General features: G+C 68.8%; 24 protein-coding genes. 16 read left to right on the forward strand and 8 right to left on the reverse strand.

Annotated elements, in window-relative coordinates; all coding sequences use genetic code 11:
• Position 1 precedes the first annotated feature (1 nt).
• On the forward strand, positions 2-1,096 hold the full coding sequence (locus OZ403_RS12420; RefSeq protein WP_268784298.1) for an EAL domain-containing protein: 1,095 nt from the start codon (positions 2-4) through the stop codon (positions 1,094-1,096).
• Here OZ403_RS12420 and OZ403_RS12425 read toward each other — a convergent pair.
• The 8 genes from OZ403_RS12425 to OZ403_RS12460 form a co-directional block, all read right to left on the reverse strand.
• Positions 1,086-2,177, reverse strand: a complete 1,092-nt coding sequence (locus tag OZ403_RS12425; RefSeq protein ID WP_268784299.1) for a hypothetical protein — start codon at positions 2,175-2,177, stop codon at positions 1,086-1,088. The genes OZ403_RS12420 and OZ403_RS12425 overlap by 11 nt on opposite strands.
• 243 nt (positions 2,178-2,420) lie before the next feature.
• Positions 2,421-4,037 (reverse strand): hypothetical protein, encoded by a 1,617-nt coding sequence (locus OZ403_RS12430; protein WP_140789780.1) that lies wholly within the window; start codon positions 4,035-4,037, stop codon positions 2,421-2,423.
• Positions 4,034-4,816 (reverse strand): outer membrane lipoprotein-sorting protein, encoded by a 783-nt coding sequence (locus tag OZ403_RS12435; protein ID WP_140789782.1) that lies wholly within the window; start codon positions 4,814-4,816, stop codon positions 4,034-4,036. Before OZ403_RS12435 ends, OZ403_RS12430 begins: the two co-directional genes overlap by 4 nt.
• A gap of 4 nt (positions 4,817-4,820) precedes the next feature.
• Complete coding sequence (locus tag OZ403_RS12440; RefSeq protein WP_140789783.1) at positions 4,821-6,122, reverse strand: ABC transporter permease; 1,302 nt, start codon at positions 6,120-6,122, stop codon at positions 4,821-4,823.
• Between the two features lie 4 nt (positions 6,123-6,126).
• A complete protein-coding gene (locus OZ403_RS12445) occupies positions 6,127-8,235 on the reverse strand; it encodes an ABC transporter permease (protein WP_268784300.1) in 2,109 nt (702 codons plus the stop codon).
• 2 nt (positions 8,236-8,237) lie between these two features.
• Positions 8,238-8,981: an ABC transporter ATP-binding protein gene (locus OZ403_RS12450; protein WP_140789787.1), complete on the reverse strand. Its 744-nt coding sequence runs from the start codon at positions 8,979-8,981 to the stop codon at positions 8,238-8,240.
• Positions 8,978-9,475 carry a GbsR/MarR family transcriptional regulator gene (locus tag OZ403_RS12455; protein ID WP_140789789.1) on the reverse strand — a complete coding sequence of 166 codons (498 nt, stop codon included), beginning with the start codon at positions 9,473-9,475 and terminating at the stop codon, positions 8,978-8,980. The genes OZ403_RS12450 and OZ403_RS12455 overlap by 4 nt, the downstream gene beginning before the upstream one ends.
• A 243-nt stretch (positions 9,476-9,718) precedes the next feature.
• A complete protein-coding gene (locus OZ403_RS12460; protein ID WP_140797932.1) occupies positions 9,719-10,336 on the reverse strand; it encodes an RNA-binding protein in 618 nt (205 codons plus the stop codon).
• A 265-nt stretch (positions 10,337-10,601) separates the two neighbouring features.
• On the opposite strand from OZ403_RS12460, the gene OZ403_RS12465 reads away from it, so the two are divergent.
• The 15 genes from OZ403_RS12465 (at position 10,602) to sctR (ending at position 23,580) form a co-directional block, all read left to right on the forward strand.
• Complete coding sequence (locus tag OZ403_RS12465) at positions 10,602-10,877, forward strand: hypothetical protein (RefSeq protein ID WP_174258734.1); 276 nt, start codon at positions 10,602-10,604, stop codon at positions 10,875-10,877.
• 138 nt (positions 10,878-11,015) lie between these two features.
• Positions 11,016-11,585 (forward strand): hypothetical protein, encoded by a 570-nt coding sequence (locus OZ403_RS12470; protein WP_140789795.1) that lies wholly within the window; start codon positions 11,016-11,018, stop codon positions 11,583-11,585.
• Positions 11,586-11,615: 30 nt separating this feature from the next.
• Entirely contained in the window at positions 11,616-12,047 is a 432-nt protein-coding gene (locus OZ403_RS12475) for a tetratricopeptide repeat protein (RefSeq protein ID WP_013939015.1), read from the forward strand.
• Positions 12,048-12,063: 16 nt separating this feature from the next.
• Positions 12,064-12,459 carry a hypothetical protein gene (locus tag OZ403_RS12480; RefSeq protein ID WP_011552511.1) on the forward strand — a complete coding sequence of 132 codons (396 nt, stop codon included), beginning with the start codon at positions 12,064-12,066 and terminating at the stop codon, positions 12,457-12,459.
• Positions 12,460-12,466: 7 nt separating this feature from the next.
• A complete protein-coding gene (locus OZ403_RS12485; protein ID WP_140789797.1) occupies positions 12,467-13,303 on the forward strand; it encodes a sigma-70 family RNA polymerase sigma factor in 837 nt (278 codons plus the stop codon).
• A 22-nt stretch (positions 13,304-13,325) separates the two neighbouring features.
• Positions 13,326-13,742, forward strand: a complete 417-nt coding sequence (locus OZ403_RS12490; protein WP_011552513.1) for a hypothetical protein — start codon at positions 13,326-13,328, stop codon at positions 13,740-13,742.
• A 114-nt stretch (positions 13,743-13,856) separates the two neighbouring features.
• Entirely contained in the window at positions 13,857-14,675 is an 819-nt protein-coding gene (locus OZ403_RS12495; protein WP_140789799.1) for a type III secretion protein, read from the forward strand.
• 71 nt (positions 14,676-14,746) lie between these two features.
• Positions 14,747-16,996 (forward strand): hypothetical protein, encoded by a 2,250-nt coding sequence (locus tag OZ403_RS12500; protein WP_268784301.1) that lies wholly within the window; start codon positions 14,747-14,749, stop codon positions 16,994-16,996.
• Between the two features lie 24 nt (positions 16,997-17,020).
• Positions 17,021-17,692, forward strand: coding sequence for a FliH/SctL family protein (locus tag OZ403_RS12505; RefSeq protein WP_268784302.1), 672 nt, complete (start codon positions 17,021-17,023; stop codon positions 17,690-17,692).
• A gap of 24 nt (positions 17,693-17,716) precedes the next feature.
• Positions 17,717-19,030 carry a type III secretion system ATPase SctN gene (gene sctN, locus OZ403_RS12510; RefSeq protein WP_011552517.1) on the forward strand — a complete coding sequence of 438 codons (1,314 nt, stop codon included), beginning with the start codon at positions 17,717-17,719 and terminating at the stop codon, positions 19,028-19,030.
• Positions 19,031-19,081: 51 nt separating this feature from the next.
• Positions 19,082-19,570 carry a flagellar assembly protein FliH gene (locus tag OZ403_RS12515; RefSeq protein WP_011552518.1) on the forward strand — a complete coding sequence of 163 codons (489 nt, stop codon included), beginning with the start codon at positions 19,082-19,084 and terminating at the stop codon, positions 19,568-19,570.
• Positions 19,571-19,603: 33 nt separating this feature from the next.
• Positions 19,604-20,512 (forward strand): flagellar hook-length control protein FliK, encoded by a 909-nt coding sequence (locus OZ403_RS12520; RefSeq protein ID WP_268784303.1) that lies wholly within the window; start codon positions 19,604-19,606, stop codon positions 20,510-20,512.
• Complete coding sequence (sctQ, locus tag OZ403_RS12525) at positions 20,509-21,930, forward strand: type III secretion system cytoplasmic ring protein SctQ (protein ID WP_268784304.1); 1,422 nt, start codon at positions 20,509-20,511, stop codon at positions 21,928-21,930. The genes OZ403_RS12520 and sctQ overlap by 4 nt, the downstream gene beginning before the upstream one ends.
• 118 nt (positions 21,931-22,048) lie before the next feature.
• The gene (locus OZ403_RS12530; protein WP_140858283.1) at positions 22,049-22,744 is read left to right on the forward strand and encodes a flagellar biosynthetic protein FliO; all 696 of its coding nucleotides are present in this window, start codon (positions 22,049-22,051) and stop codon (positions 22,742-22,744) included.
• Positions 22,745-22,755: 11 nt separating this feature from the next.
• Positions 22,756-23,580, forward strand: a complete 825-nt coding sequence (gene sctR, locus OZ403_RS12535) for a type III secretion system export apparatus subunit SctR (RefSeq protein ID WP_020477619.1) — start codon at positions 22,756-22,758, stop codon at positions 23,578-23,580.
• Positions 23,581-23,587: the final 7 nt, after the last annotated feature.

Genomic DNA, 23,587 nt, shown 5'->3' on the forward strand with positions numbered 1-23,587 from the left:
GATGAGCGACACCCCGACGCGGTCCTGCGGCAGGTGCCAGACGCTTCCTCCCATCGCGGAGGGCGCCGGGCGTCTGTTCCTGTGGAGCCCGGTGGGGCACAGCCAGGGCCGGCTGCTGTCCTTCCTCCGGGAGGCGCGGCACGAGGTCCAGGTGCGTGCCGAAGCCCATTGCGTCGAGGTGTGGGTGCCGGAGGCGGCGCTGTCGCCTCTGGCATCGAACCTGTTGGCCGCGCTCACGCAGGAGGAGGCGCGGGCCACCCGGGCGCTGTTCATGCCGGGGGCGGCGGAGCCCGGGCTGGGTGACTATCCCCGGGTGGGCTCACTCCAGCGGCTCGTCACGCGGACGCGCGCGGGGTGGCTGGTGGATTTGCTCTCCGAGGAGCGGCTCACCACGCACTTCCAGCCCATCGTCCATGCGCAGGACACCCGCTGCATCTTCGCGCACGAGGCGTTGATGCGAGGCCTGGAGCCGGACGGCACGTTGGTGCTGCCCGGACGGATGATGCAGACGGCGCGCGAGGCGGACCTGCTGTTCCAACTGGACCTGGCGGCGCGTACCACGGCCATCCGGCAGGCGGTGAAGCACGGGCTGGACACGCACCTCTTCATCAACTTCACGCCCACGGCCATCTACGACGCCACGGTCTGTCTTCGCTCCACGGTGGAGGCCATCCACGCGGCGGGCATTGCGCCGGAGCGGGTGGTGTTCGAAATCATCGAGACGGACCAGACGGCGGACGCGGAGCATCTGCGCGGCATCGTGGACTTCTACCGCAAGTCGGGTTTCCAGGTGGCGCTGGACGACCTGGGCGCGGGCTTCTCGTCACTGAACCTCATCCACCGGCTGCGTCCCGACATCATCAAGCTGGACATGGAGCTGGTGCGTGACGTCCACCTGGACCCGTACAAGGGCTCCATCGTGGAGAAGCTCCTGGAGATTGCGCGGACACTGGGCATCCGCACGGTGGCGGAGGGCATCGAGACGCACGAGGAGCTGCGCTGGGTCCGCGCGCACGGGGTGGACTTCGTGCAGGGCTACCTCATCGCTCGTCCGCAGAGTCCCCCCGTGGGGGCGACGCCGTCGTTCACGGATTGAGCAGGACGTTGCCGGTGGCCTGCCGCTCGAGGTTGGCGGCGCGGAGGATGCTCAGCTGGATGCCTGCATCCTGGAGGGCGAGCCGGGCATTGTATCCGTCGCGGTTGTTGACGAAGTTACGGGCGAGATTGAGCAGCGCGCGCAGGCGCTCCGCGTGGACGACGACAATGCCCTGGCCGTCCTCCTCCGCGCTGTCACGCAAGTCGACGAAGGCGTTGTCGGCGATGTCGAGCGCATTGATGACGTCCAGCTCACCCTGTTCCAGCGCAGTGTCCGCCGCGAGCATCCACTGTCCGGCGGTCTGAATCTGGGTCAGCCGGTCCTGTCGCGCCTGCTCCACGTCGACCGCGCGGTCGCCGTAGGTGTCCGCCTGGAGCTGGACGGCCTGGTTTCGCACGGTGAGGTCGGCGTCGCGCTCGTTGAGCTGGGTTTCGAGCTGCTTCATCCGCTCATTCAGTTGTTCCATCTGCTGCGCGGGCGTCGGCTGATTCGTGTTCGGCGTTCCTGCGCCGCCAGTGCCCATCGGGTTGTTCACGGGCGCTACGGTGGGCGGCGTGCCAATGGGCTCGGAGCGGCCGATGGGTTCCGAGCGGCCAATGGGCTCGGAGCGGCCGATGGGTTCCGAGCGGCCAATGAAGGCCGGCGTCGCGGGGGCAGGGGAGGGGACTGCGCTGGTCGTGCCTGTGCCACTCACGTCCTGCCCCGTCACACCCGAACCACCCGCACCGCTCGTCGTCCCACCCGTGGTGTCCTGGCCCGTCGAGGTGCCGTCAGCCCCCGTCTGCTGTCCGCTCCCACCCATCGCGGCCTGTTCCTGTTGCAGCGCCTCCAGGGGCGAGGGAACTGGCTCGTAGCGCTGCGTGGCCTCCTCGGCGGCGACCTGCCCCGCCGTCGGCGGTGGCGCGCCGTCGGGCAGGACGGGCGTCAGCACGAAGTCGCGCGGTGACGCATCCTCCGGCGCCTCATAGACGTAGCCCGCCGGGGGCCTCAGCCCTTCAATCTCTTCCGCCGCCTGCTGGTTCGCGTCCTGGAGCGCCGCTGCGGCCGGGTCCCGGATGGAAGGGTCCTCGGGAGGAATCATGACCGGCGCGTTCGGTGACTGGCCGAGGCCCAACCCTGCAGCGATGGCAATCCAAAGGGGCATGGCAGAAATCTGTCCATCCGTCCGCCCTCGGACACCCCAACTGCCTGTACGGCGCCCGACGGGAAGCTCGCAGGGCGGGCAGCCCCGAAACTGCCTGCTCGAGCCCTGAAAACACCCAGGGCCGCGCTCCCGGAAGCAGGGGAGCACGGCCCTTGGGCACCTCAGGACGAGTCGACGGACTCAGAGGCTGATGCGGAGCCCCGCTCCCAGTTGGAACGTCGGCGCGGGTACGGAGAAGGCCGGAATCGGCTGCCCGTCCACGACGAGTCCCTCCGGCACATCAACGGCGAGCCGGAACTCACCGCCGCGCCGTCCGTAGTTCACCGAGCCGTACGCCTCCACCGTGAGATACGTGAGCGCCCGGTGCATCACGTTGAGCCGCGTGGTGAACGAGCGGTCCGACAGGTTGCCCAGCGTGAACAGGTTGAAGGACGTCCGCTCCAGGGGGCCAGGCCGGTCCAGGAAGAGGTACGCGGCGCCGTAATGCCGTCCCAGATAGAGAGGGTTGAAGGCGTCCTTCAGCAGCAGGTACGGATACCCGAACGAGCCGGTGTAGCCCGTGGAGTTGAAGAAGTACTCCACGCCCAGCACGGCCAGGTCGTTCTCCCCATAGGAGAAGCTGTAGGTCGCGCCCGCCGTCATCTGCGGCGTGAGCCCCGAGGGAATGTAGGCCTCCACCTGGACGCCGTTCTGCGCGATGTCCTCGAGCGTCGTTCCTTCCGGAATGCGGTACAGCGGGCGGTCCGTGCCTTCCTTCAGCGCAACCTCGGCGTAGACATCCAGCGGCCCCAGCGGCGTGGACACGTCGAGCCCGAAGCGGGGCTTGCGTCCATTCTGCGCCACCGCGCTGGCGCCCAGCTCCGCGGGCCCCAGCAGGACTTCCGCGCGCAGCGCGCCGCCCAGGCGGCCCAGCCGGTTGACCGGGTCGCTGCCGCCGGCCTGGGACGTGGGGCTTCCGCTCGGGTCGGTGATGGCGCCCACGTCCGTGCCCAGGTCATCCATGACGAGGATGCCGTACACGTTCCAGCCCTTGGACTCCCAGGGCACGTGCACCTTCAACATGGACACGCCCGTGCGCAGGTCCACGAAGGCCAGCGGGTCTCTTCGCTGGGGCGACAGGAAGTCCGTGGGGTTCCAGATCTGCCCGGTGCCCCACTTCACGTGCTGCTTGCCCACGGTGAAGAACACCGTGCGCTCCAGGTCGAAGCGCAGCCACGCCTGGTCCAGCAGCACGCGTGGGTTCGCCGGGGCGTCCGGCGTGCTCCGGGGCGGCATGGCGGGGTCGTAGTTCAAGCGTCCCACGACGAAGCCACGGATCCGGTCGGACGGGCGCGCGTCGAGGTAGCCGTCCACCAGCGTGGGGGCGGAGAAGGACGTCTGGCGGAGCGAGGTGTTTTCGCTGCCCGCCATGAAGCCGCGCAGGTAGAACTGACCGCCAATCTTCAGCGGATCGTCCACCACGTCCTCGGTGTCGAAGGCGCTCCGGGTCGCAGGGCCGTTCAACACGTCCGCGTCCCGGTCCTCGTCAGGCGCGGTCAGCGGCGGCTGCCGCTCCGTGGCGCCACCGGTGGTGCCAGGGGCCACGTCCACCGTCGGCTCCGAGCCGTCACCGCCAAAGAGAGCATCCTCGTCAGGCCGGCCCGAGTCCTCGCCCGTGGGTGCCTCCGCGGGCGTCTTCTCCTGCCCGCCTCCGAAGAGCGCGTCCTCGTCGGGTCGCTCCTCGGACTGGGCCCACGCGGGCGCGCCGGTGAGGGCCGCGGACAGCGCCGCGGCCAGGGTGAGCGTGCGCGGGGTCATCGGCTCTTGCTCTCAAGCCACGCCTTGGTGAAGAGGTTGGCTTCCAGCGGACGCAGGTCCACCGTCTTGACGAGGATGGTGGTGGAGTTGCCCTTCTCGATTTCGTCGTAGATGCGCATCTCCTCCGGCATCCAGACGTCGTCCTTCTTGGACTCGCTGAACATCTTCTTCCAGCGGGGGTAGAGCGCCGTGCGCATTTTCCGGCCGGACAGGGCGTATTGCTCCTGCTTGAGGATGTTGCCGGACGCCTTGTCCACCCAGACCTTGAGGACGGGGTAGGCCACGTCCACGCCGGGCTTGACCTTCAGCGTCAGCAGGTGGGCCGTGTACTTGCCCAGCTTCGCCTCGCCCTCGTAGGACGGGTCATACTCCTCGGCCAGCCGCGACTCGTCGAAGTCCGCGCGGCGGCTGTCAGTGCCGGCGATGCGCTCGCGCTCGGTGCGGCGCTCCCAGCGGCCCACGTTGGGGTCGTAGTTCCAGAGGTTCTTGTCCAGACGCAGGTAGCCCTTGCCCGCCTCCGTTTTGGGCTTGGTGAACAGCATCATCAGCTTGTCGTCCGCATCGCGGCGGTAGACGACCAGCTCGTAGACGAGGTCCGCCTTCCCCTTCTCCTTCTGCTCCATGTACACCATCGCCTTGTAGTCGCCGCCGTTTCGCTGGCGGTCGTCGATGGTGGCCAGGAGCTTCACCTGCTCGGCCTGCTCCATGGCCAGGGCGGCCGGGGCGGACAGCAGCGCCACGGCCAGCGCCGCGGCGGACAGCATGTTCTTGAGGCTCATGGGTTCACCCGATGTGGTGCATCGCCGTCACCGGCTTGAGCCGCGCGGCGAGGAAGGAGGGAATGAGCGAGATGACGGTGGTGCACGCGGTGATGAAGGCCATGGCACCCAGGATGGACGAGGGGTGTACGGCCAGATTCAACGTGTCCGACATGATGAAGACCGCCACCACCTCCGGGACGTGCACCGCCATGGCATTGACGGCCAGGCACAGCACCAATCCCATGCTGGCTCCCGCCAACGTGCCCAGCAGGCCCAGCAGCAGCGCTTCGAAGACGAACATCATCAGTACGCGCGTGCGCTGCATGCCAATGGCGCGCAGGGTGCCAATCTCCCGGGTGCGCTCCCGGATGGCAATCCACAGCGTGTTCATGATGCCCACGCCGATGATGACCATCAGCACGAAGATGAGCACACCGGTGAGGCTGTTGAGCGCGGTGAGCGTCCAGGTGATGAAGGAGATTTCGTCCTCCCAGTTCGTGATGTCCAGCCGCTGACCCGTCCAGGCCTCGCGGTTGACGGTCTCGAACTTCATGAAGAACGCGCGCGGGTCGTGGTCCATCACCGTGTGGCCCGCGTCCGTCAGCGTCTGGCGCAGCCGGGCCTGCACCACCGGCACGTGCTTGATGTCCTTCAGGTAGAGCAGCAGCGCGCCCGCGGTGTCGCTCTTGAACTGGTACAGCGAGCGCAGCGTGTCCGACGGCACGAAGATGCCGAAGTCGCTCAGCATGCCCATGTCGGCCGCGATGGCCACCACGCGCGCGTCCACCGTGTTGCTGGCGCCTCGCAGCGTCTGGGCGGCCAGCGTCACGGACTCGCCCACCTGGACGTTGAGCTTCTTCGCCTGCTTCTCGAAGAGCAGCACCGTGCCGGACTCGGCCAGGCCGTCCAGCGCGCCCGCGCGAATCTGCAGCGCCTGACGGAGGCCAGGCTCGGACTGGATGTCGATGCCGCCCACGCCCACCTGGATGGAGGACGTCTCACTGACGACCTTGAGCCAGCCCCGCCCGCGCTGGACGGCGAAGTCCAGCTCCGGCACGTCCTTGCGGATCTGCTCCAGGATGGCCGGATAGCCCGTGACGACCGGCGCCGCCTGGCCCGCCGTCACCTTGTAGAAGCCGGCCACGTTGACGTGGCCGGTGGACAGCGTGGTGGCGGAGCGGAGCATCGACTCCTTCATGCCCGTGGACAGGCCCATGAGGATGACGAGCAGCGCGGTGACGCTGGCGATGGCGCCGCCCAGCAGCAGGGTGCGCCTGCGGTGGGTGCCGAGGTTGCGGAATGCGATGAGGAAGAGCTGGAGCATGTTCTCACTCGTCCGTCTGCATCGCCTGGAGGGGCGAGACCCGGGTCGCGAGGAACGCGGGATAGAGGGTGGAGATGGCGGAGACGCCCAGGACGATCACGAACGCCGCCACCAGGTTGCTGGCGCTCAGCGTGGGGAACAGCCGGGGGCCGGAGAAGAAGAAGTAGAGCGCTTCGTTGCCCGCGGGGATGCCGGCGTTGTTGAGCAGGGCCATGATGCCGCTGCCCACCAGTGAGCCGGCCGAGCCGAACACGAGCCCCAGCACCAGCGTCTCCACCAGCACCATGCCCAGGATGAAGGAGCGCTGCGCGCCAATGGCCCGCATCGTTCCCACCTCGCGCACGCGCTGCATGGTGGCCATCATCATGGCGTTGTTGATGATGACCAGCGCCACCACGAAGATGATGAAGACGGCGAAGTAGAGCACCAGCTTCCCGAGCAACACGAACTGCCCGATGATGCCCGCCGCCTCCTGCCAGGACACCACGCGCAGCTTCAGGCCCGCATCCTTCGCCGCCTGCCGCAGCTCCACCATCGTCTGCTCCAGCAGCTCCGGGTCCTTGAGCATCACCGCCGCGCTCAGGGCCACGCCTTGCTCGATTTCCTGCTGGGTGTAGACGCGCTGGAGCAGGTTCTCACGCGTGAGCGCCCCCTGGTCGCCGGTGAAGGCGGCCTGGTCATCCACGTCGGTGGACGTGGCCTCCGCCACCAGCTCGTTGTCGCTGGCCTCGCCGAAGAGGGCCTCCTCGGCTTCGTCCCGGCTCAGCGCCGACACGCCGCTCTGCTTCTGGATTTCCGCCAGCTCCGCCTTCTTGTCCGCGGTGAGGTACCCGTACAAGTCCCGGAACGACATCAGGTCCATCAGGCTCAGCGCGCCGGCCATGGCGGACTTCTCCAGGCCCTTGAACTGGTAGGTGCCATAGACCTTCACGTTGGCGCTCTGCATGTAGCCGGTGCGCGTGAAGGCGGTGATGGTGAGCACGTCCCCCATTCGCAGCCGGTAGAGCTCCAGCAGCGGCGCCAGCTCCGAGTAGAACTGGGCGTAGCGGGTGTCGAAGTTGGCGTCGTCGGTGGTGAAGAACTGTGTCAGCAGCTTGTCCAGCGCGGGCTCCTGGCTGCCCAGCAGCTTCTGCAGCCGCTCCACCATCTTCCGCGTCTTGACGGGGTCCAACTGGAAGATGATTTCCCGCGTCTGCGTCTGGTTCTCCTTCACCCAGCGCTGCAGGTCCGGGTCGGTGGCGATGGTCTTCTGGTTGAGCTCCCGCGCCTGCTTGATGTGGTCCAGCCGGAGCGCCGACTTCAGCTTGAGGAACTCTTCGTAGAAGAACTTGGACAGCAGCATGCCTCGCTGCCCGGTGGGCACCGGCTGTCCGTCCACGATCTCCATGCGGTCGAAGGTTCGCTGGAACGCGTCCAGGTCCGTGCCGGCGTAGCGCAGCTCCAGCATGTCCCCGTCCGGAATCTGCGGGGCGATGCGGTTCTCCAACAGCTCCAGCGCGCTGTACGGGGCCTCCTCGAAGGCGTCCCAGAACGCGTCCGTGCGCGCCCGGGCGAGTGCTTCCACCTCCGCGGGGTCCTTCTGGGCGCCGCCCAGCTCCTTCTCGCTCTTGGCCGTCTGGTCGGCCATCAGGTTGACCATCTGCCGCACGTGCCCCTTGACGCTGTCGATGCTCTCCCGCAGCTCGGGCGTCTCACCGGCGTCGTCGCGCTTCTTGTAGAGCGCGCGCAGGTTCGACAGCGTCAGGTCCACCGTGTTGCCGGAGGTGACGATGGCGCCGCTGGTGCCCAGGGGCACCACCGTCTTCACGTTGGGGTGCTTCTCCAGGAATGGCCGGAGTTGGCTGAAGTCGTCCAGCGCGGCCAGGTCCGGCTCTCCGCTCATGCTGCCGTAGAGGGCCAGCGGGTCCTTGGAGTCATCCGAGTAGACCTGGATGTGGCCCGCGACGCTGCCGATGATGCTGCGGCTCATCGCGCTGTCCATGCTGTCCATCAGCGCTCCGCCCACCACCACGAGCAGGGTGCCGAAGAAGATGATGCCGCCGATGAGCAGGTTGATCTTGCTGGAGAACAGGTTGCGGAAGGCCACCTGCAGCAGCAAACGGAGTTGTCCCATGGTCAGTGGCCTCCAGAGGCCATGGCGCGGCTGGCCTCGGCGGCGCTGATGCGGTCCAGGAACTTGCCGTCCGCCAGCCGCACCACCGCGTTGGCGTGGCTCATCACCTTCGCGTCGTGGGTGGAGAAGATGAAGGTGGTGCCCTCCTTCTGGTTGAGCTCCTTCATCAGGTCGATGATGTTCTGGCCCGTCACCGAGTCCAGGTTGGCCGTGGGCTCGTCCGCGAGCACCAACTGGGGCCGCGTGACGAGCGCGCGCGCCACGGCCACGCGCTGGCGCTGGCCTCCGGACAGCTCGTTGGGCCGGTGCTTGGCGTGGTTTGCCAGGCCCACCTGCTCCAAGAGTTGCATCACCCGCTCCCGGCGCTGGGCCTTGTCCAGCTTGCGCTGGAGCAGCAGGGGGAACTCCACGTTCTGGAAGACGCTGAGCACCTGCACCAGGTTGAAGCTCTGGAAGATGAAGCCAATGGTGTTGAGGCGCAGGTTCGTGAGCTGGCGCTCCGTGAGCTGCTTGGTGTCCTGTCCGGCCACCCGGACCACACCGCCGGTGGCGGTGTCTACACACCCGATGAGGTTGAGCAGCGTCGTCTTGCCGCTGCCGGAGGGCCCGGCGATGGAGATGAACTCACCGGCATGGACCTCCAGGTCCACGCCTCGGAGCGCCGGGACCACCACCTTCCCCAGGGTGTAGTCCTTGGTCACGTTCGTGATGGAGACGATGGAGGACTGCGAAGCGGAGGGATTCATGCGGTACGTCCTTTCGAAGTCTTGACGGGGCGTGGGGGACGGGGGGCGTGCGCTGCGCGCCACCGCTCGGCGATGCCTGTAAGCTCAGCCTTGTAGAAATCACAGAAAGCGAATGCTTCTCGCAAGTTACGATTTCCAGCGAGACGCGGAACCGCGAGGGCCTCGGAGCAGAGGCGGGCGAAGGCGCTCAGGGACTCCTCGGCGACGCGCAGCTTGCCTTCCCAGCCCTGTGAATGGATGACGTAGTAGTGCTGCCGGTCCCCTGGAACGCTGACGGGTTCCACCAGGCCCATGTCCGTGCAGGCCCGGAGGTTGGTGGACACCGACGCCGCGCTCACGTTGAGCAGCATGGCGATGCGCTTGTTCGACAGGGGTTTGCCCGCAAGCATCAACAGCGCGTAGATGCGCCCGCCGATGCGCGTGCCACCCCGCCGCTCGAAGTACAGCCCCATCGATTCGATGAAGCGACGTTCGGCGGCTTCCAGTTCCACCATGCCTGTCTCCACACCTCGCCGGCTGGGCGTCGCGGTGCGGAGCGCACGGCAGCCGGGGTGACGGGCAGGCTTTTAGGCGGCGGGGTTTCGTTCAGTCAATACTGAATGAACTGTATGGAGTGGAAGGTGGGGCGAGCCCTCCATGCGCACGTGCCACGGCGCGGGGCCCACAGCCGACTCGCGGCTGCGGGCCCCGAAATCCCCTTCATGGGGTGCAGGTCTGACATGCCCAAAGGTGTGTCATCAGTACGTGTCGGGCGAGGTATTGGAGCCCGTGTCCGGGTTCAGGGTGCTGCTGTCACCCGCGCCACCGGTGCCCTCGTGCTTCTCCACGCCGGAGCCGCCCATGTCCCTGTCCTGGTTGATGGACGAGTCCGGCGTCAGCGTCGGGTCACCCGCGCCGCCCGTTCCCGAGAGGGAGATGCTCTTGGCGACGTTCTTGGTCTCCTTCACCTCGTAGCTGGCGCGAATCTCCTGGCCGGGGCGCAGGTCCTTGGCCTTCTTCAGGGTCGGGTCACTGAATCGGGTGCTGCGGTCAACCTCCAGGGGGACCACCGCGCCGTGCATGTCGACGTAGATCTTGTCGCTCTCCGCCTTCACCACGCGGCCGTTGAGCTCCTTCTGGCCCATGTTGGCCTGCTGGCCCATGGTGCCGGAGCCGCCCTGGCCCGGCTGAGTGGGCGTGGTGGTCTTCTCGCGTTCGATGGTGGTGGTGTCCTGCTGGATTTCGGTCTGCCCCGCCTGGCCCGAGCCACCCTGGGCCGCCGAGGAGTCCTTCGGCTTGTTCTCGTTGTTGTTGGCCAGGGCGGTACCCGTTCCGAGCATGGCGATGGTGGCGAAGACGCCAACGAGCTTCTTCATGGAGGTTCTCCTGTGGTTGTTGTGAGTGGGCGGGGGCGGCGACGTCCCCCGTTGGAGAGAACCTAGGTGCGCTCGTGGAACCGGACAGGGCTTGCTCACCCCCTTGCTGGAGTGGCCGTTCGCTCTCCGGCCGGTGGTTCGGGGGCCGCGCGCGTCCGGGGAAGAGGGGAGCGCCTTGTAGGCAGCGGGGCTTTTCCCGTACCGTCGGGGGCCCAGCGCCCACTGGCCAGCCCGGCCGGTGGCCCGACAGGAGACCGCCTCCGCAATGCCCCCGACCGCCAAGCCGTCCCAGACCGCGCAGGACCTTCCCGCGCCCTCGTTTCCCGCCATCGAGTCACTGCTCGAGGCGGCCTCCGTGGAAGAGGTCCGTGGCTTCTTCGATGGGGTGAAGACGGGCCTCACCGAGCTCAAGGGCCCCAAGGTGGAGCAGGGCAAGAAGGCCCAGGCCGCCATTGGCCGCGCGGAGGAGCTGCTGGAGATGCTGGTGGAGACCCGCGAGCGGCTGGTTGCCGAATCGAAGGGTGGCAAGGGCCGGAAATGACGGTGGTTTTTCCCCGGGAGACTCTTTTTTTCCGGGGTTAGGCAACCGGCGAGGCCCCCCGCCGATAATGCAAGAGAGAGCATCTTGAGCATCGATGATCTCTGACCTTTCCGCTGGAAGCAGCGCCTGGAGGAAGCAATGGCGAAGATCGACAACATGATGGGCCCGAACGTTCGTCTCTCGACCAACGTCACGACGGCGCGGCAGACGCCGGACACCGGTTTCGGCGCGCGGCTTCACAATGGTCTCAACAGCGCCGCCAGCGCCGTGGGCACGGGTGTGGGCGCGATGGCGGGCATGGTCCCTGGCGGGCAGATCGTCTCCGCCGCCGTCTCCTCGATGCACACGTTCTCCTCGACGGGCGGCTCGGGCATGGGCGCGCCGTACGCGGGCGTGATGAACACCGCGGTGGCGGGCAACCTGAGCGGCGCGGTGGCGCCGGCCGGCGGCGGTGTCGTCGCGGGCGGCGGCCTGGGTGGCGCAGTGGCTGGCTCCGGCTCGCCGCTGGGTCTGGGTGCGCAGGGCACCGGCAGCACCACGGACACCGTCAACGGTAACTTCTCGCTGAACAAGATGGCCGAGGAGAACTCCAAGCTCCTGAACCTGCAGGCCGCCATCCAGCAGGAATCGCAGACTTTCACCGCGATCTCGAACGTGATGAAGTCGCGGAACGATACGATCAAGAACTCCATCGGCAACGTCCGCTAACTGCGGGCGTCGTCGCCCTAGGGAGCGTCAATGGCGGACACCTCGGAGATTTCGAACAGCCTCGTCCCACTCGGACGCCAGCAGGCCAGGGTCCTGCTGGAGGCCGGCTACCTGTGGCTCGACATGGGCCACTTCGACAAGGCGAAGGAGATCTTCTCCGGGGCGGCCGCGCTGATGCCCCGGAGCGAGGTGCCCCAGCTGGCGCTGGGCGCCGTGGAGTTCTCGCAGGGCCGTCATGACAAGGCCCTGCAGGCCTACCGCGTCGCGCAGCGCCTGGCCCCGCAGTCCGCGCTCCCGCGGGCGCACGCGGGCGAAGCGCTGCTGTTCATGGGTAAGGTTCCCGAGGCGCTCAAGGAGCTGAAGGCCGCCATGGACCTGGATCCGGACGGGGACGGTGCCCGCCTGGCGCAGTCCCTCATCCAGGCCAAGGAGGCGGGAGTCCTGCCTCCGGCGAAGACGTAGGACGGAGGTCACGGCGATGGCTGTCGGAGGTGTCGGACGAGGCGGTGGAAAGGGCCGCGCGGGTGGCGCGAAGGGCCCTGCCGGCGCGGCTCCGGCGGGTGGCGCCAGCTTTGGTGGCCGGGTGGACCGGACGGAGTCTCTTGTCGGGCCCTCGGGTCTGGTAGGCTCCAGCAATGTCCAGGGCCCCCAGGCCGCGGATCCAGTGGCCTCCCAGGCGGTGGCCATTGCCCGGAAGCTGAAGAACGGGGGCTTCAAGAGCAAGGAAGAGGCGACGCAGGCCCTGGTCGCCGAAGTCCTGAAGGAGAAGCTCCGCATGAAGTCTTCTTCCCTCACCACCAAGATTGCAGACGCGCTCCAGGATGATCCGCGGCTGAATCAGGTCCTCGAGCGGCTGTGGTCTAAGGCCGAGTGAGCGGCGCTTGGCTCTGGGCGACGACAGGCAGGTCATCCTCGAGAAGTACGGCCCCTACGTCCGGTCGCTGGCTGCGACCGTGCGCAAGCAGTTCAATGCCCAGCTGGAGCTGGATGAGCTGCTGGCCTACGGCCAGATAGGCCTTCTGGAGGCCGCCGAGCGGTTCGACCCGAAGGTCGGGGCCAACTTCCTCACCTTCGCGCACTACCGCATCAAGGGCGCCATCTTCGACGGTCTTCGGAAGATGGGCGTGCTGCGCGGTTCGGACGCCCGCAACGCCTTCGTGGGAGAGCGGGCGGCGGCGTATCTGGGAAATCTTTCGGATCGTGAGGCCGGAGCAGGCAACCGCGGGAGCTCATTCGACGATGATGTGAATGACATCTCGGATGCGGTGACGGGGTTGGCGATGGTTTTCGCCAGCAGCATCGAAGGCGCGGACACGGCGGGTTACACCGACGAGTCGCTCCCCGTCGACATCCGGATGGAGCAGGAGCAGCTGAAGACGCGGGTGCGGGCGGCGATCGAGAAGCTCCCGGAGAAGGAGCGCAAGCTCCTGATGGGGTACTACTTCCAGGGCAGGACGCTGGAAGAGGCGGGAGCGGAGATAGGACAGTCGAAGAGCTGGGCGTCGCGGCTGCATGCGCGAGCAATCGACCGGCTCAAGGAACTCTTGAACGAGGAGGAGGAACTTCCTCCTTCTCCGATGGATGCAAGGAGGGTCTCACATGGCGGGTCCGATGGCCGGAGTCTCCGCGGCGCAGGTCGCCCAGCAGAAGCTGCAGGATCAGGGCGCTCAGCAGACGAACAAGCAGGGCGCGTCGAAGTTCGACGGAGTTCTCGCTGACAAGGCGCAGGGTGCCGGTCAGGTGGACGCCGCCCAGCAGGTGAACAAGGCCCAGGCGGCGCAGGCCACCCAGCGCACGGATGCCGTGCGTCAGGTGGAGACCGTCAACAAGACGGAGAAGGCCGCCCTCAACAAGGTACACGGCGCCCAGGAGTCGGTGACGACCAAGGCGGCGGAGCCGGTGACGGCCAAGGCCGAGGCGTCCAAGTCGTCCAAGGCGGGCGACATGATGACGCAGATTGTCGGTGACCTGGAGAAGGGCCAGGTCAACCTGGAGCACATCATCAAGCAGGCCTCCAGCGGCAAGGCGTTCTCCAACGCGGAGTTGCTGTCGCTCCAGGCCTCCATGTACCAGTACACGCAGCAGCTGGACCTGACGAGCAAGGTCGTGGAGAAGGCGACCACCGGCCTGAAGGACGTCGTCAAGACCCAGGTGTAGGCCCAACCCCGGTTCCCCGGCGGCGCGGCCTTGAGAAGGGCGGTCCCTCCCTCTACGAGCGGGAGGGGGCGCCCTTCCGCGTTTTCCGGGGGCCTAGTAAGCTCCGACCCGCCCATGATTCGCCGACCGCACGCGTTTGCCGCCTCGCTTCTTGCCCTTCTCTTCCTGACGGGCTGCCACATCGAACTCCAGCACGCGCTGAGCGAAGCGGACGCCAACGAAATCTACGTCCTGCTCAGCAAGAACGGCATCAACGCCAAGAAGGAAAAGGAAGAAGGCGGCAACGAGGTGCGGTTCATGATCACCGTGCCCAAGGCGGATGCCGCGCAGGCGGCGGAGCTGCTCAAGCTCAATTCGCTGCCGCGGCCGGTGGAGAAGGGCCTGGCCCATTTCGCCAAGGGCAGCATGGTGCCCACCGCGACGGAGGAGCGCGCCATGCTCCTCAAGGCGATGGGCGGCGAGGTCTCCAATGCGCTGAATCAGATCGACGGCGTGCTGGAAGCGCGCGCCATCGTGATGATTCCGGAGAACAACGACCTCACGCAGCCGGAGAACAAGCCGATGCCGTCCGCGTCGGTGTTCATCAAGTACCGCCCGGGCGAGGGTGGCAAGCCGCCCATCGACACCGCCGTGGTGCAGCAGTTCGCGGCCACCGCGGTGCCGGAGCTGAAGGCCAGCGCGGTGACGGTGCTGATGACGCAGGCACTGCCGCCGTCGGCGGAGACGGACTCGGAGAGCCGCCTGCAGGACGTGCTGGGGCTGCGCATGACGGCGGCCAGCGCCAGCCAGTTCAAGGTGATGTTCGCGGGCGCCTTCGCGCTGGTGCTGGCGATGCTGGGCCTGACGGCGTGGACCTTCATGCGCGGCGGCTCCAGCAGCGCCCCGGCCACGCGCTCTGGCGCGCGAGCCCGCGGTCGTCCTCCCGAGGCCTGACGTCATCGCCCCTCACGGTGGGGCTTCCCTCCCTCTCCCAGCGGGCGTCCGTGGGGCCCGCGAGGTGACGTTTGGACTCGTTCTTCACCTCGCTCAACAAGCGCCAGAGCATGCTGCTCCTGACGGCCGTGACGTTCAGCGGCCAGGAGAGCCTCGGCGCCTTGGAGCACCTTCCCGAAGAGGAGGGGGCGCTTCTGCGTCATCGCGCGCAGGAGCTGCTTCAGATTCCGCGCGAGAAGCGCATCCCCGCGCTGGTGCAGGAAATCAAGCGGCTGGTGAAGGACCGCCGTGGTCAGCTCTGGAGCGCCGAACCGGAGCGGTTGGCCGCGCTGCTGCAACGTGAGCGGGGCGCGTTGATGGAAGTGGTGCTGCGCGCGCTGCCGGGCACGCTGGCGGAGGCGGTGCGCGCGCATCTGCCGCCCTCGCGCGTGAAGCTGACTCGCGAAGTCCGCCCGCAGGTCCTGGACATCGTCCGGTGGAAGCTGGAGGAGCTGTTCGCGCGCGAGGTCGCGGGGCAGCAGGCCGCGGGCTTCAAGTTCGCGGACGTGCTTCAGCTTCAGCAGCGGGAGCTGCTCACCATGTGCGACCGGTTGGGCGCGCGGGTGCTGGGGCCGGCGCTGGCGGGCCTTCCGGACGCGGAGCGCGAGGCCATGCTGGAGCAGCTGCCGCCGGACTTGAAGCTGCTGGCCACCAAGGCCGTGGCGGCCAACGCTCCGCGCAAGCTGCCGGAGGAGGATGCCCGGGCGCAGTTGGAGCCGCACGAGGGCCTGACGCGGCCCGCGGTGGCGCTGCGCAGCGCGGGGGCTCAGCGGCTGGCGCGCGCATGCGTGGCGCAGTCTCCGGAGTTCGCCGCGCGCATGCTGGAGAAGTACCGCGGTGAGTTCGGAAGCCTGCTGGCGAAGTGGGTGCGCGAGGAGCGCGTGCGTCCCACCGCGCGAGGCGATGGTGGCCGGACCGACATCGTGATGGACCTGGAGCGGCTGGCCACGCGTGGCCTCATCGAGCGGCCGGTTCGTCTGGCGACACCGCCGCCTCCGCGTCAGTCCGCCGTTCTTCCTCCGCCTCCGGGAGCCCGGAAGGCGGCTGCCGCGGCGGCGCCACCCGAGGCCAAGGCGGCGGCGCCCGCGGCCAAGGCAGCGGCGCCCGCGGCCAAGGCAGCGGCGCCCGCGGCCAAGGCAGCGGCGCCCGCGGCCAAGGCAGCGGCGCCCGGTGGGGCAGCGCCTGCTGGGGCGCCGGCTGCTGGCCGGGAGGTGCCGACGCGACCGCCGGTGCGAGGGCAGGCCCCGGGTGCGGCTCGCCAGGGCGCGGGAGCACCGGTCCGGCGGGACTTCATGGCGGAGCGGGCGGCGCGAAACGCGGGTGTGTTGTCCTCGCGTGAGCCGTCCCGCGTGGCCACGCCCGCGAAGCGACAGGATGGCTCCGCGGTGCAGCGGATGCCGGCCCGGCGTGAGCCCGCGAACGCGGGCGGCGCGGGGGCTCGTCGTGAGGGTGAGGGACCCGATACGCGCCCGCCTCGTGCGGATCCAGAGGGCGCGCGCATCGGTCCGCCGCCTTCTCGGCTGGGGCAGCGCGGTGCACGGCCTCGCCCCCAGGACCCCGACACGCTGTCAGAGCGTGACCGCGCGCGTGCCGCCGAGGGTTCCCGGGTTCATTCGCGCCCGCCGGACGAGCGTTCCCGGGTGGCCGAGGGCTCGCGGGTTCAGGCTGGAGGCCAGGGAGAGCGCTCCCGCGTTCATGCCGGTGCGCAGGACGAACGCTCCCGCGTGGCGGAGGGCTCACGGGTCCACGCCCGACCTGCGGATGAGCGTTCCCGTGTGGCAGAGGGCTCTCGCGTCCATGCCAACGTTCCAGACGAGCGCTCACGTGTGGCCGAAGGCTCCCGCGTCCAATCCGGAGCCCCAGATGAGCGCTCCCGGGTGGCCGAAGGCTCCCGCGTCCAGGCGCGCCCAGCGGATGAGCGCTCCCGCGTCGCGTCCCGGGGGCAGCAGCGTCCGGCGGAGGAGCCTCCCCGGGCCGCTCGGATGAAGTTCGGGGCAGCAGAGCCGGACCGGGAGGACTCGGAGGTCTCCCGGGTGTTCCGCTCGCGCTCGTCCGGTGCCCAGGGGGGCGGCCGGGCCAAGCCCCCCGAGGCGGAGCAGGAGCCGGAGCGTCCCCCCCGGGTGCTGGTGGGGCGGGCCATCACCTCGCCGTCCCTGGCGCCCATGCCCAAGCCCCGGGGTGAGGGCACTTCCGTCCAGCGTCGTCCCCGCTCTCCGTCGGGTACCGACCGTCCTGTGCCTCCGGGTGCAGGGGGACGTGGAACCAAGGGCGGAACGCGCTAGCATCCGGCCCGCAAGGAGCGGCCCATGGCGATCGGCAAGGTGATTCGAGGTGATGGGACGGCGGAGCCGGCGCACGCGCCCGAGCGTCCCGTGCTGCGGCCTCCCCGCGCGGGGGTGATGAACGCCGAGGTCTTCGAGGCCCGTCAGGGCGCGTCGGCCATCCTGGAGGAGGCGCAGCGCGAGAAGGAGCGCATCCTCACGGAGGCGCAGCGCGAGCGCGAGGAGCTCCTCGCCAAGACGCGTGAGCAGGGCCGTCAGGAAGGCCTGGCGCAGGCCACCGAAATCATCCTTCGCGCGAAGATGCAGGCGGGGGAGGTGCTGACCGGCCACGAGCAGGACGTCATCGCGCTGTCGCTCAAGGTGGCGGAGAAGATCATCGGCCGGAGCCTGGAGAAGGACCCGGAGCTGATGGTGGAGCTGTGCGCCGCGGCCATCGAGAACCTGCGCAGCGCTCGCTCCATGATTCTGCGGGTCCACCCGAAGACGGCCGCCGTGCTCCGCGCGAAGAAGCCGGTCCTCATGGAGCTCATCGGCCGCGCGGTGGACCTGGCCATCAAGGAGGACCCCGAGGTGGCCCCCGTGGGCTGCATCGTCCAGACGGAGTTCGGCACGGTGGACGCACAGCTTCCCACGCAACTGGAGATGCTCCAGAACGTCCTGTTGCCGGACACCGCGCGCAAGGAAGGGCCGGCTTGAGCCGGAGCGTCAAGGGACTCGCCCATGGCCATTGACCTCTCGCGGTACTTCGACCTCATCAAGGAAGCCCAGGTCGTGCGCGTGCGCGGCCGCGTCACGGAGCTGACGGGCCTCATCATCAAGGCCAGCGTGCCCAACGTCCGCGTGGGCGAGCTGGTGCTCATCAAGAGCCGCAACCGCGGCGCGGTGAAGGCGGAGGTGGTGGGCTTCCAGGGGGATGAGGTGATGCTCATGCCCCTGGGCGAGCTGCACGGCATCGGTCCGGACAGCGAGGTCATCCCCACCGGCAAGCCGCTGAGCATCAAGTGCGGAGAGGCGCTGCTGGGCCGCGTGCTCAACGGCATCGGCGAGCCCATGGACGGCCACCCGTTGCCGGAGGAGGGCCTCATCGACTGGTCCGTGGACCGCGACTGCCCGGACCCCTTCACCCGCCAGCGCATCGAGCGGCCACTGCCCCTGGGTGTGCGCTGCATCGACGGGCTGCTCACGGTGGGGGAGGGCCAGCGCGTGGGCCTCTTCGCCGGCTCCGGCGTCGGTAAGTCCACGCTGATGGGGCAGATTGCCCGGAACACCAAAGCGGACCTCTGCGTGGTGGCGCTCATCGGCGAGCGTGGCCGCGAAGTCCGTGAGTTCATCGAAGACGCCATGGGCGAGGAGGGCATGAAGCGCTCCGTGCTGGTGTGCGCCACCTCCGACCAGCCCAGCCTCGTGCGTCTGCGCGCGGCCTATGTCGCCACCGCCATCGCCGAATACTTCCGCGAGCGCGGCGGCAACGTGCTCTTCATGCTGGATACGGTGACGCGTCTGGCGCGTGCCCAGCGTGAGATTGGCCTCGCCGTGGGTGAGCCCCCGGCCCGTCAAGGTTACCCGCCGAGCGTGTTCTCCATGCTGCCGCGCATCCTGGAGCGCACGGGCAACTCGGAGAAGGGCAAGTGCACCGCCATCTACACCTGCCTCGTGGCCGGCGGTGACATGGAAGAGCCCATCGCCGACGAGGTCCGCGGTATTCTCGACGGCCACTTCATCCTCAACCGTGCCCTGGGTGAGCGCAACCAGTGGCCCGCGATGGACGTGCTCGCCAGCCTCAGCCGCGTGATGAGCGGCATCGTCTCCAAGGACCACAAGAAGGCGGCGGGACGGCTGCGCGAATTGCTCTCCACGTATGAGAAGCAGCGCGACCTCATCCTCCTGGGGGCCTACCAGTACGGGACGGATCCCCGCACGGATCAGGCCATCGACAAGTACGACGCCATCATCGACTTCCTCAAGCAGGACACCCACTCCAACTCCGGGTTCGAGGAGACGGTGGAGCAGCTGATCGCCCTGTTCGACGAGTAAGGCGCTGGCCAGGGGTGCGCGGCGGGGATTCCGGGTTAGGATGGGGCCAACATGCCCCCGTACCGGTTGCAGGCCCTGCAGGACATGCGCGCCCGGGCCAAGGAAGAGGCGGAGCAGGCCTTTTCCTCCGCCATCAAGGCGCTGGAGAAGGAGAAGGCGGAGCTCCAGCGTCTCATCGACGACCTGGAGCAGCGCAAGCGTGAGCGCAAGGCGAAGGTGGCCGCCTACCTGAAGGAGGTCATGTTCAAGGGGGCCGGCATCAACGGCATGAACATGATGAACCGCTTCGAGGAGCGCCTGAAGGACGAAGAGGCGCAGGTGGCGCTGGAGGTGGAGCGCCAGCGGGAGGCCGTCAAGGTGGCCGAACGGCTGGTGGAGCAGCGCCGGCGGGAGATGGCCGAGGCGGCGAAGGAGCTGAAGGCCATCGAGAAGCACCGAGAGAACTGGCAGAAGCAGGTGAAGTACGAGCGACAGCAGCGTGAGGAACTGAACCAGGAGGAGATTGGCAACGCCTTGTTCCTGGCGCGCCAGCGCAAGTAACCTGCGCCCTCCCCATCCCCCTGGAATGACGTCATGAGCCGAGTTGACGACGATCGCGAAGCAGCGCGCATGGCCGAGCGCCTCCTCCAGGAGAAGAAGCTCGCCGAGGGGCAGGCCAAGAAGCGCCAGGAGGGGGCTTCCGCCTTCCAGCGGCTGATGCAGCAGGCCCAGCAGCCGCCCCCGTCGCCGGGCCCGGCGCCCGCGCAGCCCCAGCAGCTACAGGGCGGTCTGGCGCGCGCCGTCCTCGCGCGGGCCACCCAGCAGGGCAAGACGTTTGGTGAGCGGGTGCAGCAGGAGCAGCAGCCCGCCATGAAGGAACTGGCCCAGCCGCAGGCCCAGGCGCAGGGCCAGGCCGCGGAGGCACGTGGCGGCTCACGCGCGTCGGACGCCCGGGACGCCCGGCGCACCGACGAGAAGCGGACCTCCGAGAGCCGCGAGAAGGACCTGGGCAAGGCGGAGTCCTCCTTGGGGCAGGTCAGCTCCGAGCGGGGCGCCGCCATTCGGGCGGATGCCGACGCGGGCGGCGGCAAGGGCAGTGGCGGTGGCAAGGACAAGAAGGAAGGCGGGTCGGAGTCCATCGCCCCCGGCTTCCGCTTCAACCCCGCGCTGATGGCGCCGGTGCCCGTGGCCAAGCCCAAGGACACCGCGGGCTCGGAGCGCCTGCGGGCCCTGGCCACCGAGATTGCGCAGAAGATTGTCGACCGCGTCCGCGTGGGCACCAACGCCGCGGGCAACGCGGAGTTCCAGATCGACTTGCGGGGCGACGTGCTCAGTGGCCTGTCCATCAAGGTCAGCGCCCGGAACGGGAAGATTTCGGCCACCTTCAGCGGCAGCAACCGCGAGGTGCTCAAGCAGCTCGAAGGGGCCAGCGAGGGACTGCGGTCCGCGCTCAGTGGCCGTGGGCTCCGGCTTGAAGACGTACGCTTCGAGGCGAAGGCATGAGTCTCGAGTCCGAGGATGAAGGACCGGGCGTCCACGAGCGCACGATGCTGGTGGACCTGCGCCAGCTCCGGCCTTCGCGCCAGGAGCCTCCGCAGGAGTCCCCTGCCTCGCAGGAGCCACCCGCCAGGCAGGAGCCACCCGCCAGCCAGGAGCGGCGCTGGCGGCCCTTCGCTTTCCGGAACCTGGAGAAGGTCTCCCGGGCGCAGGGGCTGCTCGCGGAGCGCTTGCGGTGGCTGACGCCCGCGGACGGCACGGCGGTGGCCGTGGCGGCTCGGCTCAAGGAGCTGTTCGACGCGGAGGTGCGCCTGACGGTGGAGTCCGTCCAGGTGCGGCCCATGGCGGAGCTGCGGCGCTTCCTGGGCGACCCCACCTTCCTGGCGGTGCTCGCGCCCGGGGCGCTCCAGGGCCGGGCGGTGCTGGAAGTGGAGCTCGCGCTGGCGCACGTGGCGGTGGACCTGCTGCTGGGCGGCGCCGGTGAGACGGTGGGCCTGCGGCCGCTGACGGACATCGAGGAGGGCGTGATGGCCTACGTCGTCCTCGAGGGACTCAAACTGCTGGTGCCGGGGCTGCAGGCGGCGGTGCCGCGCCCCCGGTTGGACGGCGTGGCGCGGGGCGTGGACGAGGTCTCCGCGCGGCTGGGGGATGATGGCCCCATGCTGGCGGTCCACCTGCACGCGACGCTGGGACCGCACAGCGGCATGGTGCGGCTGGTGGTGCCCGCGGCGGTGCTGGACGCGGCCGAGCCGGCGGTGGAGAGCACGCAGCGGCGGGCCCGGGGGAAGGCGGACCTGGAGGCCTTCGCGAGCCGCCTGTCGGCGGTGCGCAGCTGGCTGCGCGCGGAGATTGGCTCGGCGGAGATTTCCGGCCAGGACCTGGCGAGCCTGCGGGTGAAGGACGTGCTGCTGTTGGATACGCTGTCGGCGCGCCCGGACAAGGGCGAGCCGGGCACCGCGCGGCTGCGGGTGGGGAAGGGGACGGCGGGGTGGGCCGAGGCGGAGGTGTTCGTCGGCGAGGACGGGCGCTACCAGGCGCGCATCTCCGACTTCGTTCAGGGAGAGCCGGGCCACCCGGGCTCCGCGGACGGGGCGAGCGCGGAGCCTGCGGATGAAGAAGAGGACTTCACGAACCCGGAGTTGGACGTGCCTCCGGAACTGGAAGGGGCGGCCTTGGACGATGTGAGCAAGCCGGACGGAAGCGACCTGCTCGGAGACGTGCCCCTGCAGATTGCGGTGGAGCTGGCGCGCGTGCCTGTCACCGCGCAGCAGGTGGTGGGGCTGCGCACCGGTCAGGTCCTCGAGCTGAACCGGGGGCCGGGAGAGCCGGTGGAGCTGTCCGTCAACGGCAAGGTGGTGGCCCGGGGTGAGCTGGTGGAGTTGGAAGGCCAGCTCGGCGTGCGCATCATCACCCTGGCGAGCTGAGTCCCAGTCGGGGCAGGGCAGGCGAGCAGGAGCGGCCGGCCGGGCGTGGGCCCGTGGCGGTCCTCCGGCCGATGCACTAGCCTCGCGCCCAGCCATGGCAGTCCTCCGTCCCCCCCTCATGCGCCTGTTGCTTGGTGCCGCGCTGGTGTTCGCGCCGCCCGCCGCCATGGCCCAGGCTCCGTCCACGTCCGCGCCAGCCGCACCCACCGTGAATCCGGTGGTGCCCCCCGCGGCACTGGCCCAGCCTCCGGCACCAGCGGTTGCTTCGCCCGCGACGCCAGCACCGGCCGCGGAGAAGGCGGACCCCAAGGCCGACGTCGAGTTGCTGGAAGCGGACCGGGCCCTTGAAGCGGAGCTGTCTGCTCGCGAGTCCGCGAAGGCGGCCCGGAGCGGCGCGGGCGGGGACGCCCTGTCGGAGTCCGAGGAAACGGACAGCCTGGGCTGGACGCTGGTGCGCACGCTGCTCGTGCTGGGCGTGGTGGTGGCGTCCATCTACCTCACGCTGAACGTGGGCCTGCGCAAGCTGATGGGGCTCCAGGGGGCGGCTGCGGGCCGTCAGCCCCTGGTCTCCGTGGTGGAGCGGCTGCCCCTGGACCAGCGCCGCAGCCTGTTCGTGGTGAAGGCCGCGGACGAATACCTGCTGTTGGGCGGCGGCGAGGGCGGCTTGCAACTGTTGTCGAAGCTGGATGTGGAGGCGGTGGAGCGCATCCGCGCGCAGCGCCTGCAGACGAATGCAGTTCCACTGAGCCCATTCCTCCAGAAGCTCCTCTCCCGCCGCAGTGGTGGCCCGCCTTCCCAGCCCCCCGGCTCCTGACGACCGTGCCCGTGAACCTCCCTTCCTCCGCCCGTTCCCGTCTCCCGCGCGTCCCGCCCTGGCTGTTCGCGGCGGTGGTCGCCGTTCATCCGTTCGCCGCGCTCGCTCAGAAGCGCGGGGGCGCGGCCATCCCCGACTCGGTGGTCAACGAGGCCGTCAACAGCGACTCGTTCGCCTCGCGCCCGCTCATCCTCATCCTGGCGCTCGCGGCCATGGGCCTGGTGCCCTTCGCGTTGATGATGGCGACCAGCTTCGTGAAGATTTCGGTGGTGCTCTCCATCGTCCGCTCGGCGCTGGGCACGCAGCAGATTCCGCCCACCCAGGTCATCACCGGCCTGGCCATCATCCTCACCGTCTACATCATGGCCCCGGTGGGCCAGCAGATGTACCGCGCGGCCGGCCTGGACATCTGGGCCAAGGGCCCCGGCGTGTTCTCCTCGGAGACGGTGGGCTCGATGCTGGGCGCCGCCAACAAGTCCAAGGAGCCGCTGCGCGAGTGGCTCATCAAGAAGGTCACCACCAAGGACCGGGCGCTCTTCTTCAACCTCGCCAAGAAGATGCGCAAGGGCGAGGACCGCGACGCCGTGGAGAGCAATGACTTCATGGTCATCATCCCGGCGTTCGTGGTGTCCGAACTCAAGGAGGCCTTCCAGATAGGCTTCCTCTTGTTCGTGCCGTTCATCGTCATCGACATGGTGGTGGCCAACATCCTGCTGGCGCTCGGCATGCACATGTTGTCGCCGACCACCATCTCCATGCCGTTCAAGCTGCTGCTGTTCGTGCTCGTGGATGGCTGGTATCTCATCGCCAAGGGCCTGGTCGTCGGCTACCTGTAGGGAAAGG

It is taken from the genome of Myxococcus sp. NMCA1 (assembly GCF_026810205.1).
Taxonomy (GTDB): domain Bacteria; phylum Myxococcota; class Myxococcia; order Myxococcales; family Myxococcaceae; genus Myxococcus; species Myxococcus xanthus_A.